The sequence below is a fragment of the Mycoplasma sp. CSL7475-4 genome (genome assembly GCF_024834065.1).
Classification (GTDB): domain Bacteria; phylum Bacillota_I; class Bacilli_A; order Mycoplasmatales; family Metamycoplasmataceae; genus Mycoplasmopsis.
Genome location: NZ_JANUYA010000006.1, coordinates 1 through 13,819 on the forward strand (window position 1 = coordinate 1; position 13,819 = coordinate 13,819).

Annotated in this window: 6 protein-coding genes and 1 rRNA gene; 1 reads left to right on the forward strand and 6 read right to left on the reverse strand. The window is 28.5% G+C overall.

Translation table 4 applies throughout. The features are described 5' to 3' along the window. A 16S ribosomal RNA gene (locus tag NXS15_RS02795) occupies positions 1 to 83 on the reverse strand; the annotation flags it as partial. Positions 84 to 921: 838 nt separating this feature from the next. On the opposite strand from NXS15_RS02795, the gene NXS15_RS02800 reads away from it, so the two are divergent. Continuing rightward, complete coding sequence (locus tag NXS15_RS02800) at positions 922 to 1,974, forward strand: zinc-dependent alcohol dehydrogenase family protein (protein ID WP_259290346.1); 1,053 nt, start codon at positions 922 to 924, stop codon at positions 1,972 to 1,974. 39 nt (positions 1,975 to 2,013) lie between these two features. Here NXS15_RS02800 and NXS15_RS02805 read toward each other — a convergent pair whose 3' ends face one another. The 5 genes from NXS15_RS02805 to NXS15_RS02825 all read right to left on the reverse strand — a co-directional run bounded on the left by NXS15_RS02805 (position 2,014) and on the right by NXS15_RS02825 (position 13,819). Continuing rightward, positions 2,014 to 2,835 (reverse strand): HAD family hydrolase, encoded by an 822-nt coding sequence (locus NXS15_RS02805; RefSeq protein WP_259290347.1) that lies wholly within the window; start codon positions 2,833 to 2,835, stop codon positions 2,014 to 2,016. A gap of 291 nt (positions 2,836 to 3,126) precedes the next feature. After that, positions 3,127 to 7,119, reverse strand: a complete 3,993-nt coding sequence (locus NXS15_RS02810) for a CCDC90 family protein (protein ID WP_259290348.1) — start codon at positions 7,117 to 7,119, stop codon at positions 3,127 to 3,129. A gap of 302 nt (positions 7,120 to 7,421) precedes the next feature. After that, positions 7,422 to 11,408: a hypothetical protein gene (locus tag NXS15_RS02815; protein WP_259290349.1), complete on the reverse strand. Its 3,987-nt coding sequence runs from the start codon at positions 11,406 to 11,408 to the stop codon at positions 7,422 to 7,424. An 844-nt stretch (positions 11,409 to 12,252) separates the two neighbouring features. Further along, entirely contained in the window at positions 12,253 to 13,533 is a 1,281-nt protein-coding gene (locus NXS15_RS02820; protein WP_259290350.1) for a hypothetical protein, read from the reverse strand. Between the two features lie 7 nt (positions 13,534 to 13,540). Next, complete coding sequence (locus NXS15_RS02825) at positions 13,541 to 13,819, reverse strand: hypothetical protein (protein ID WP_259290351.1); 279 nt, start codon at positions 13,817 to 13,819, stop codon at positions 13,541 to 13,543.

Below are 13,819 nucleotides of genomic sequence, written 5' to 3' on the forward strand. Positions count from 1 at the left end.
AGTACAAAAGTACTTCGCTCGACTTGCATGTATTAGGCACACAGCCAGCGTTCATCCTGAGCCAGGATCAAACTCTCGAAAAAATTGACTTCGTCATGTTTATATATCTAGTTTTCAAAGAACGATTTGCATTGTTAAGAACAATTGCTATATAATGTTAGCACATTTTTTAATTTAGAAAAAATATTTTTTAAAATTTTTTTAGTGCTTGTTTTACGGACATATCTCACAATTGCCGTGATATAAATATACATTATTATTGATAAGATCAAAACATTTTTTTTATTTTTTTTAATCAGTTATTTAAAAATAAAAAAATAGCAAAATATAATAAGGTACAAATTTTAATATTAATATTAATATAAGTATTAATTAGATCATAATTTTTGGTTGATTAAAACTGTATTTACCTTTTGAAAGCAACTAAAATTAGCATGTTGTTTAATAGATTTTTATGCCTTCATTCCAAAATAAATTACATATTGGCGATAAAAGCCAAATTTTTTTTATTTTTTTGTAGCGTTTTGGCAACTATTTTGCTCCCAATAAGCGAAATAAAAATAAAATATCAAATAAATTTAAGTCTGTTTTCGATAAATAATTTGTTTATTTAGAAAAAATAAAACGTTAATTTAGGAAAACGGAGCAATAAAATCAAAAATAATTATTTAAGAGTAAAAAAACGCCTATATATGATTTTTTATTTGTTTTGCTACATTCGCATAAATAAAATGGTATATGTAGCAAAAACTAATGTTTTTATTTTAGAATTTACTAATTGCCGTTAAATATAGGCCTAAAAAATTAATACGTATTATGTATAAAAAAAATTTTTGCAAAAAACTAAAATTCACAATCAAATTTACTATAATAAATTCGATAATTTTTTATCAATCTTTACATTAGGAGAATACAGATACTATGAAAATGAAAGCATTAGTTTACCATGGCGACCACAATATCTCGCTAGAAATGGTAGATAAACCAGTTATTCAAAAACCAACCGACGCAATTGTTAAAGTAACAAAAACAACAATTTGTGGAACTGACTTAGGTATTTATAAAGGAAAAAACCCAGAAGTTGCTTCAGGGAGAATCCTAGGACACGAAGGAATCGGTATTGTTGAATCGGTTGGTGAAGCCGTTTCAAACATCAAAGTTGGAGACAAAGTCTTAATTTCATGTGTTACACCATGTGGAAAATGTGACAACTGTAGAAAACAACTATACTCACACTGTCGTGAAGACGAAGGTGGATGAAAATTCGGTTACATGATTGACGGTACACAAGCCGAATTCGTGAGAGTTCCTTTCGCTGATAACAGTTTATACAAATATCCAGAGACAATTTCAGATGAAGTAGCAGTTATGTTATCAGATGCATTACCAACAGGACACGAAATCGGTGTTAAATATGGTAATGTAAAACCAGGTGATTCAATCGCTATTGTTGGTGCTGGACCTGTTGGAATGGGAGTTTTATTAACTTCACAACTATACTCACCAGCAAACATTATAGTAATTGACTTTGACGAAAACAGACTAAAATTAGCTAAAGAATTAGGAGCAACCCACACTATTGTTCCATCAGATAATCTATTAGCCGATGTTCAAAAAATCGTTGGTGCTGACGGAGTTGATGTAGCCATCGAAGCTGTTGGTATGCCTCAAACATGAGACACATGTCAAAAAATCGTTAAAGCCGGTGGTCACATCGCTGTTGTTGGAGTACACGGTAAAAAAGTAGATTTTGACGTTCAAAATCTATGAATCAAAAACCTAACCATCACAACTGGATTAGTTAACACCAATACTACACCATTATTAATCAATGGAGTTTCAACCGGAAAATTACCTGTTTCAAAACTTATTACTCACAAATTTAATTTAAGTGATATGATGGAAGCCTACAATACTTTCTTAAACGCAGCCGATACTAAAGCAATGAAATTGCTTATCGATGCTGAAAAATAATTAATATATAAAAACATAAAGCTCTTGGCTTTATGTTTTTTATATCAATTCCGTGATTGTCGTGGCGATGGCATTAGTGTCATTAGCGCCAATTATTTTTTTAGCAGCACTTTTAGCCTCGAATGTACCATTGCCCATGGCAATTCCTAAACCGGCGTTTTTTAGCATTTCAACATCGTTGCCCGAGTCACCAAAAGTAACAATGTTAGCAATATCTATTTTGGCAAGCTCAGCCACTTGTTTTAACCCACTTCATTTATTGTTATTTAGACCATTAATATCAATATAAACCTCATTAGTATATTTAACTTCATAATTAGCACCAATTAGACTTTGATATTTTTCATAAACTTGATAAATTTCTGTTTTATCACCACGTAAAGCAATTTGAATTATATTGTCTTTGTTTTGTTTGGCAAAATTTTGCGTTTGCTCAAGTGTGGCCAAATTCAAAACTTTTGCTAGGTCCATTCTGTTTTGTTTGTCGACTCATTTGGCACTCGATAAATTATTAATGTATCATAATGAATTTGTTGGTGTATCTACTCGCAATAAAAAGTCGCTATCTTTTGTTGTTTGTAAAGCAAGATCGAAAGCATCCAAATTAACTTTAGCAAAAATTCTTACTTGCCCTGTTTTAACTTCATACAGAATTGAGCCGTTTGAGCCTAAAATGTATTCAAAAAGATTGATTTTATCGCCCAAAGCTTGAATAATATTATTAAGTGCTCTCCCGGTGCTTATAACATTGTAATGACCGCTTTTTTGAACTTTTGCTAGGGCTTCAGGAGTGTCTGCATGCATCGAATTATCTTTAACAAACAAAGTCCCATCTAGATCGTAAGCAAATATTTTTTTCATAAATCTCCTTAATTATCATAATTTTAACAAACTTACCAGCTCTTAAAATAATTACAGACAAATAATATAAAAATTACCACAAAAGCATTACCTAAAGAAATATTACTAGCTTAGCGAACTAGTTTTTAACCAATATAATATGAATAAAACATTGACAATCATTATTCAAATTGTATTTTTTAGATATGTTTTGTGATTGCTTCTGTTCAAACGCTCCCTTTTTAGTGGGAAAAACATAAAACAAAACAAAAAACGCCAGCCATTTTAGCGGTTGGTGTTTTTTGTTAATAATTATTGTTCTTTGAGAATTTTTCTAGATGAAATAATGGTTAATAAAATTAGTGAAGAAATAATTACAATAGCTAAAATTGAAATAATAGCAATATTATTACTATTGTTTATAGATTGTTTTTTATCTGTATTAGATGGTGCTGGAGTTGTTTTTTCTTCATTGGGACTTTGTTTTAATTTAGCTAATTCATCACGTAATTTTTGGTTTTGTTTTTCTAATTCTTCTAATTTTTCTAAATTAGCATTATGTTGTTGTTTAGCCGCCTCAATTGCCGCTTGATTAGCTTTAATTAATTCTTGGGCGTTAGTTAAATCAGTATTTTTTGTATTTAGCTCTTGAGTGATGTGTTTTATTTTGTCTAATAATGCGTTAACAAAGTCAATATTTGCAAGTGCATATTTTTCAAAAGTTGAATTTTGGAAATAATGAGAATCTGGACTATATGAGTGATCATCAATGAATTTTTGTAAAAGATTGGCCTCTTCTTTATTTAAATGAGGTACAACGCTTAATAGTGACGCTGCAACAATATTCATTCTTTTGAGTTCGGCTTCTAAATTATAGTAAGCAGGATACAAGTCAAGTAAACCTAGCTTGCTTGGTTCTTTAGCGATTTCATTTTTTAAACGATCATATTCTTGGCTAAAGTAGGACCCAATACTTTCGATAACATCGCCATAATTTAACTTAAATGAGTTGAATTCTGAATTATTGATTGCGTTAATATTTTGTAATGCATCATCATAAAGGGTTTGTAAATTAGAAATTCTCTCGTTCAATTGGTGTCATAATTCTTCGTATGGGTTTGCATCAGGTTGGTCACTAATTTTAGTCAAAATACTGATTAAGTCCGTATTGTGAGCATTAGTTTTATTGGCTGCTTTTAATTCGTCTTTAATATCTGTAGGAAGAGTGTTTAGTTTGTTAATGATCAATGTTTCAACTTTATTTGATTCATCAAACTTTTGAATCTCACTTTCTAATGCTGCAATCGGTTTAATTAATGTGAAAAGAGAATCAAGGTCATTTTTTTCATTTATGCTATCTTTGTGTTCATTAATTTTGTTAATTAGAGCTTGTTTTGTGTTTTTTAAATCATCTGTATTTCACTCATCGGTAGTTGGTAAAATAGCAATATTTTCGTCGATTCTAGTTAGGTATGAATCTAACTCTTGATTGAGAATTCGTTTTAAAGTATCAACATTAATGGTATTTGTTGATTCAACTTGTGATTCTGGATCTAATAATTTGATAACAAAATCAATTGTATCGATTTCATTAAGTAATTGTTTGTTGGTTAACAGTGAGTTCAATTTTGAGTCAGTCAATTGACCTTCGTATTGATTAATGAATAGGTCAAAAATCGCTTTTTTTGAACTATCAACGTCACTTCCTGTGTATTTTTCACTAGCTTTAACTTCTCTAGCTTTCGATAAGGCCGCAATAAATTTAGGCAGATTTTTAGAAACATTAGCAAAATCTTCTAATTTTATTTGAGATGTTTCATATAGACGATCATAGTATTGTTGAATTTTGGTATCACTATTTTTAATTTCAACATTATTAAGTTTCGAAAATAAATCTGGCATTATTAAATTATTCAATTCATCAGTAAAATTATCGTAAAGTTTATTGTTTCTAAGACTAATAATAAAATCTACAAATTTGCCTGATAATTCATCATTACTATATAAATTAGTTAAATCAATAAATCAAGGTTCAAATTCATGATACTCTTCGAATGTTCTTATAGAATTGATTTTATCTTTCAAGTGTTTGTCAATTTTTTCAATAATCATTCAATATAAATTATCTTGACCTAATGTATTTTCTTTGTATTTATCTTGTTCGTCAGGTGTTAAACGATCATACTCACCTTTATTTATAAAACCGTTGTATTTAGATCTAACTTCTACATTAAACGGAAGATATAAATAATATAAAGAAGAGAATTTAGAATATCCCGGATAATTCTCTGGCCAGCCATAAATGTAAGTTGAATTATCAAGGTATGAATAAAAAATTTCCTTTCCGTAAGGGCTCAAATCATTCAAAGTTTTGATTTTATCAAGAATGTGAACATCTTTTTCTCTATCCTCAGCGTCAGTAACAATAATGTTATCAAAAAGGGCTTGATATGAACCGTGATCTTGAATATACTTATTAATATTTTCAACAATTAAATTTTGGAAATAATTATTTGAAATATTTTCGATTGAAATTTCATGTGATTCATTCGTAATTTTATGAACTAATAAATTCGATCTTATAATAAGATATATTATCTCTAATAAATGCTTGTATTTTTTTCAATTATCAATTGTATTTTGTCTAGTTTTAATATAAGTCTCATCATACCAGTCTACAACTTTTTTAATAAGTAATTTAAATGAATGATAGGTGTCATTGGCATTATCGTTTTCGTCTTTTTCAACTAGTAATGAATCAGATATATGCGCAGCAACATTAGTATGGAAATTGACCGTGTTTCCTAAGTTATAAGTGTTAAAAAACTCTTTATTAACCACTAGTTCAGAATCCAAGTTATTAATAAAATTAATATATTGAGAGTAATTTTTTAAAACAGTCTGTCTAAATTCACTATCTTTTCGTTTTTTAACCGGCATATCTGAATTATTATGTCTTAATAGATTTAAAATTACCGGCGCAGGTTCATATAGCGGTGTCAGATTTAGCCTACTATAAGGATTTGACGATTCATAAGAGTGTCATCCCGTAGCTAGAGCCAAAAAGTCAATAGGGGCTTCGTATTTTAAATATATATCGTGATTATAAGCATTTTGTTGATTTAAATAAAGATCATTTTCTTGAGTTAAGAGTAAACTAAAAAACAATGAAAATCAATTAGAGGACATGCGAGTTATCGAATTAATATTATTATCTGCGTCAAATAAGTTCAAAATAAGATCATTATCATCTAAAGTTTTTTGAATGCTAGCGTTACTAGATGTGAACTTTCGTCTTGAAATATATTTAGTCAAAACATCAGCCCTGTCCGTAAAAATCGCTAGGTTTTTATATCTTTTAGTTGAATATTCACTTGTACTTAAATTGTTCAAAACCTGACTTGCAGCTCACGCTTTTTTCTCATTTACTTCTTGTGAAGCGGGAAATGTTTGGATTTGCGCGCCGAAAAAGTTTGTTGCCAAATCCCGATAAATTTCTGTTAATTTTTCGCCTAGTTTACTTGTTGTTAAGTTCTCAATGGTAAATAAAGATTTAGGTAAAGAAAATAAGTAATAATTCGCGTTATCTAAATATTCGGTAGAAATAATTTTGGGATTTGTCTCTCCATTTTCTTGAACTTTATAATTTTCGTTAATTAACTTTAGATATTCATTATATTTTGTGACAAATTGTTTAAAAGCGTTTCTAAAATTTTCGTTTTCATAAAGATTTTTATATTGTTCAAGAATTTGTTCGTATAAAGGTGAGTTATTGTAATCATCATCAACAATACCGTTTTTGTTCATCAATTGATTGACGCTAGCTTCAATCAACTTGATTAAGTTATATCTAAAATCTAAAAACAATAAATTTTTTTGCTTTAGCTTATCAAAAGTGATTTCAGATAATTCCATATCACCTTGTCATGATTGTTGTAGAGTCGTATCGGTTGTGATATTATCAATAAATGTTTTAAAATTAATCTTAATAAAATTCGTAAATTCTTTACCCATAACTTTTTTGTATAAATCAAATCTTTTTGTGTTTTTAAACTCATTTATTTTTTGTAAACTAGAGTCACTTAAACTTAAGTTAAGACCACTAGGATCTATGCCTGCTAATTCATCAATGTTATCATAGTAATGATTTTCAAAAAGACCCCCCGATGCAGTTGTTTTAGGTCCTAATTGAAAAGTTTGTGTTTCTTCTTTTGGAATAACATAGGTTTCTGAAATGGCAACCATTGGAGTTAATGTTGCAAACGAGCTAAGTATTGGAAATAATAATATTTTTTTCTTTTTCATATAGCCCCCTTTCTTAATCCGCAAGATTATACATTAAATTAAAAAATATACAAAATTATTAATTATAAAATATATCACGTGAAATAAAAACAAAAGTTGTCATTTATCAAATTTAAGAAAAACGAAACTTTTGTTTTTTCACATTGTTGACTGTTTTCTTTAAGATTTTTATTAATCAAATTAAAATTAAAATAGCTCACAAGTTATTTTTTCAATTAGTATTAATTGCATTCTCTTTTCAGCGCGAAATGCCCAAAACAAAAAACACCAGGTATTTGCTAGTTGGTGTTTTTAGTAATGATTTATTGTTTCTTTAGAATTTTTCTAGTTGAAATAATGCTTAATAAAATTAACGAAGAAACAATTACAATAGTTAAAAGTATAATAATACCGATATTATCACTATTGTTTATAGATCGTTTTTTATGATTTTCAGATGGGGTTGGAGTTATTTTTTCTTCTTTTGGACTTTGTTTTAATTTAGCTAATTCGTCACGCAATTTTTGGTTTTGTTTTTCCAATTCTTCTAATCTGGCTAAATCAGCATTATGTTGTTGTTTAGCTGCTTCAATTGCCGCCTGATTGGCTTTAATTAATTCTTGAGCGGTAGTTAAATTGGTATTTTTAGCATCTAATTCCTGGGTGATTTGTTTTATTTTGTCTAATAATGCGATGGTGAAGTCGACATTTGTAATTGCATATTTTTCAAAAGTTGAATCTCGGAAATAATGTGGATCCGGAATATATGAGTGATCATCAATGAATTTTTGTAAAAGTTTTGCTTGTTCTTCATTCAAATGAGGCACGACGGTTAATAATGATGCGGCAACAATGTTCATTCTTTTAAGTTCAGCTTCTAAATTATAGTAAGAAGGATACAAGTCAAGTAAACCGTACTTACTTGGTTCTTTCGCAATTTCATTTTTCAAACGATCGTATTCCTGAGTAAAGTAAGACTCAACACTTTCGATAACATCGCCATAATTTAACTTAAATGAGTTGAATTCTGAATTATTGATTGCATTAATGTTATGTAATGCATCATTATAAAGAGTTTGTAAATTAGAAATTCTCTCGTTCAATTGCTGCCATAAATCTTCGTACGGGTTTGAATCGGGCTTGTTATTAATTTTAGTCAAAATATTGATTAAGTCCATATTGTGTGCATTATTTTTGTTAGCCGCTTTTAATTCGTCTTTAATTTCTGCAGGGAAAGTGTTTAGCTTATTAATAATCAATGTCTCAACTTTATTTGATTCATCAAACTTTTGAATCTCACTTTCTAATGCTGTAATCGGTTTAATTAATGTGAAAAGAGAATCAAGGTCATTTTTTTCATTTATACTATCTTTGTGTTCATTAATTTTGTTAATTAGAGCTTGTTTTGTGTTTTTTAAATCATCTGTATTTCACTCATCGGTAGTTGGTAAAATAGCAATATTTTCGTCGATTCTAGTTAGGTATGAATCTAACTCTTGATTCAAAATTTCTTTTAAAGTATTAACGTTAATTGTGTTTGTTGATTCAACTTCAGAATTAGGTTCTAACAATTTGATAACAAAATCAATTGTATCAATTTCATTAAGTAATTGTTTATTAGTTAATAATGAATTCAATTTTGAATCTGTTAGTTGATGCTCGTATTGATTAATAAACAAATCAAAAATTGCTTTTTTCGAACTATCAACATCACTTCCTGTGTATTTTTCACTGGCTTTAACCTCTCTAGCTTTCGATAAGGCCGCAATGAATTTAGGTAAGTTTTTAGAAACATTAGCAAAATCTTCTAATTTTATTTGAGAAGCTTCATATAAACGATCATAGTATTGCTGGATTTTCGTATCATTATCCTTAATTTTAACTGCTTTAAGTTTCGAATACAAATCTGGCTTTAACAAATCATTTAGTTCATCGGTGAAATTATCATAAGGTACATTGTTTCTAAGACTAATAATAAAATCTACAAATTTGCCTGATAATTCATCATTACTATATAAATTAGTTAAGTCGTCAAATCAAGGTTTAAATTTGCGATATTGCTCGAATGTTGCTATAGACTGAATCTTATCCTTCAAATGTTTGTCCATTGTTTCGATAATCATCCAGTATGCATCATCTTGACCTAATGTATTTTGTATGTACTTGTTTTGTTCATCGGTTGTTAATAGATCATATTCACCTTTATTTAAAAAACCATTATATTTAGATTTAACTTGGGTGTTTAATGGAAAACTAAGTACAAACAAAGATGAGAATTTAGTAAGACCCGGATAATCTTCTGGTCAGCCATTAATGTTAGTTCCATTTTTTCAATATGAAGATCTAATATTATCTGTATAAGGGTTTAGATTATTTAAAATTTCGATTTTTTCAAGAATAGGAACTTTCTTTTCTCCGTCTTCATCTGCGTTAACTTCAATGTTATCAAAAAGTGCCTGATATGAACCATTATCTTGAATATATTTAGTAATATTTTCAACAACTAGATTTTGAAAGTAATTATTAGACACATTTGTGATCGTAAGTGGGTTTGTTTCATTTGAAATTCTATCAACAACTAGATTTGATCTTAAAATTAAATATATCCGATTTAGTAAATTACTATATTTATTTCAGTTATCAAATGTATTTTGTCCAGTTTTAATGTAAGTTTCATCATATCAGTCTACAATTTTTTTGATAAGACCTTTAAAAGCGTGGTAGGTATCGTTATCATTATCATTTTCATCTTTCACAACAAGTAATGAATTGTATATATCAACAGCATATGGTTTATAATAAGAGGATATACTACTTATATTTTTGTCAATAAAAACACTCCCTAAGTACACAGATGTTAAATCGACATTATTAATAAAATTAATATATTGAGAATAGTTTTTTAAAAAAATCTGTTTAAATTCATTGTCTTTTCGACTTATAACCGGCAGGTTTTCATTGTTATTACTCAATAAATCCAAAATTCACGACGGCGGTTGATATAGCGGTCTCAAATTTGTTTTTTCATAAGTTTGCCATGGATGGTAAGTATGTCATCCACTCGCCAAAGCTAATAAGTCAACGGGGGCCTCATATTTCGAATATATATCATAGTTATAGGCGTTACGTTGATTTAATTTAATATCATTTTCCTGAGTCAGTAATACTCTAAAAAGTGAGAAAAAACCTTGTGTGTAAGATCAAGTTAATGTACTAGTGAAATCAGTTGAATTGAATAAGTTGAAAACAAGTTCTCCACTATATAAAAAAATTTCAATAGTAGAAGATTTAATTTTTTCTCTGGAAATATAATTAGCTAAAACATCGATCCTATCTTCAAAAACTGCTAAACGTTTGGTTGCTTTAATTGTGTACCCGTTCGTCTCAAAATCATTTTTAACTTGTTCTGCCGCTCACGCTTTTTTCTCATTTACTTCCCGTGAAGTTGGAAATGTTTGGATTTGGGCGTCAAAAAAGTTTGTCGCTAAATCTTCATAAATTCCACTTAGTTTTTCACTCATTTTGTCTGTTGTTAAATTTTCAAGAGTAAACAGAGATGGAGGTAAAGAAAATAGGTAGTAATTTGCGTTTTGTAAATAATCAGTAGAAATGATTTTGGGATTTGGTTCTCCATTGACCGGTACTTTATAATTTTCATTAATCAATTTTAAATATTCATTATATTTTATGACAAATTTTTTAAAAGCGTCTCTAAAAGTCGAGTTTTTATAAAGTTTTTTGTATTGTTCAAGAATTTTTTCGAATAAGTCCGAGTTATTATATTCATCATCAACTACATTGTTTTTATTCAATAACTTATCAACACTGGCTTCAATTAATTTGATTAAGTTAGATCTAAAGTCATTAAGTAGTAAATTACTTGCATTCAATTTATCAAAGGTAAGATTAATTAGTTTATCTTCTCCTTGTCATGATTCTTGTAAGGCGGAATCGCCTGCAATACTATCAATAAAAGGCTTTAAGTCATATTTGATAAAATTAGTAAAATCTTTACCCATAACCTTTTTATACAATTCAAATCTTTTTGTATTTTTAAAATCTTTTACTTTTTGTAGATTAGATTCATTTAGACTTAGTTCAAGAACACTAGTATCTATGCCGGCTAATTCATCAATATTATCATAGTAATATTTTGAAAAAAGACTTTCAGGTGTATTTTCTTTAGGTGATAATTGATAAGGATATTCTTGTTCTTTATCAGCTGTATGAACCTCCGAAATAGCAACTATTGGCGCAAATAATGCTAGCGAGCTAAAAGCTGGTATCAATAACATTTTTTTCTTAGACATCGAAATTCCTTTCTTTTTTTTTTATTATACAATATAATTCAATATAAAATTTCATAGATTTCTTGAATAATGTATGAAAAACCATATTTTCGTTTCATTGTTTAGATCGATATTTCTCATTCCATAGTAAATTAAAATAAAATTATAACTTTTTGTGTGATAAAAACAGAAATTGGTTTATTGATTTTTCTTATCCTTATTTAATCCATTAAAACTGTATTTGTTTATGCTTTTTAATCCTTGCGATTCATAGATTCTTTTGGAATTTTAAAAATTAGCTCTCCAAAATCTTATTTGCATTGTTGACTTTTTTTGCGCTAAAACATTGCTAATCTGATTAAAATCAAAATTCTCTGCAAGTTTTAATAATACTAGAACAGTTTTGTTTTTGGCGCTATGGATGTTTTTAAGCTCGTATCGTATGTATTAAATTTGCGCAAATAAAAATAACACAACTATTTTATTTCATGAATTGTTATGTTAAGTTAACTGAAAAGGCACTTTGGAAAAAGTTTAGCTTTGTTTAATAAAAGCCGCAGCAAAATGCATATTCCGTTATGCTCTCAAGCTTTTTTATTGGTATTGTAAAATCATAAATACCTTTGTGCTTTAAATTTAGTCTGTTTTGATACTATTTTAAAACACACTAATTCATGCATGATATTTCCAAAAATTATTTTTTGGAAATATCATTATTTTTATTGTTTAATAGATAGTATATACTCATAAAATACAATTTTCCATTATAAAAAAAGTTCAAGTTCCACAATAAATTTTATCTATTGTGTTTCACTCGAACTTTCGAATTAATTTTCACATTATCGTGAGTTTAATTTAATAATGATTATTTTCAACTTGATACAGGAGCGAATAACGAGAATGTGTCTTCGCTTAGTGTGTATCCTTGAGCTTGTAGTTGATCTTTGTTTTCGTAAATTGTTAAACTTGTTTTATCGCTGTTTTGGAAATCAGCAATTGCATTGAATAAATATTTGTGTGTTCCGTCATTATATTCAACCATGTATGTTTTATCTCCGTTTTTATTGAATGCTAAAATCTGAATATTAGTTGGGTTATCTAAGTATAGCGAGAAGGCAATCAATTGAACGAATCCGTATTTACCAATACCTTGTTTTCACGCATCAATAGCTTCGTCAAAAGTTTGCTTGAATTTATTTGTTGTTTTGTTAAACGCATCATTAAGAAATTCATTCTCTTTTAAGTAATTAAAGTAGGCAATTGGGTCTTTTGTAAATTCTGTGATTCTTTTTTGAGCATCGCCTAACTTTGCAAATTCTTTTGGCTTAATTAAAGCGTATTTACCAGCTATAGTACTTGCGTAGTTTTCATTAATATATTTATTTGGCGTTGGATTTTTTAATACATAGTAAATTGGAGCTAGAGCTTTTTGAATTGGATGTTCGTGTTCATCGATTTTATGAATCAACATTTGATATGTATCAATTATCTTTCTGTATGCTAATTTAAAATTAGAAAAATTAGGGTTGTTTCTAAATTCGTTCGATCTAAAAATTTCAAATACTTCGTTAGGGATAATTGAAATAGCATCAATTTCAGTATCAACTGGAGATTTGTTGAATTCAAATACGATATTTTCATTAAATGTGTCAATGTCACGATATTTCGTACCATCTCAAACTTTGTTTAAAACATTATATGAATAAGGGGTATTATCGTACATATATTGTATTAAGGCAATTAATGAATTTTTATTCAAAGCAGCGTATCTTCTTTCGACATCACCATCTTCGTCAACAGATGAATATACATTATTCAATTTATTGCCTAAAAGAATGAATTTTTGGTGAAATAGTTGCATGTCGAAGAATAAAACATCGTCGATGTTATCAAAAAATCTTTTGAACACTTTTGAAACTTCTTTATAATCTTCTTTTTCTTGCTGTGTGTTTTGTGGATAAAGTCTTGAAAGGTATTGAGACTCAAATTGAGCGTAAGATTTATTTTTGAATATATTATTGTTATTATATTGGAATTTAGCATTTTTAATGCCTTCAGTATCTTTAAAAGGATTTGAACATGATACAACAGTAATTGGGGTAGCAACAGAAATTGCTGATAGACTTAAAATTAATTTTTTCTTCATCATTATCCTAAAGCGTAGCGCTGTAATTTCATGATCTAAATCCTAAGTAGCATGTAGCAACCGAGATTGCGAAAATTACTGAAAGAAAGGCTAAAATTCCAATTGCATATGCTTTAAACGCAAGTGCATCACCAATAATTGATTCTTCAAATCTGACGTGTTTAATTGATTCGATACCAGTAGTTATACGATAAATAATTATGGCACACAATACCATGACCACTAGAGAAAATATCCCAATAAATAATCACAAAATTGTGCTCTTTTTAACGTTAATTTTTTTCAT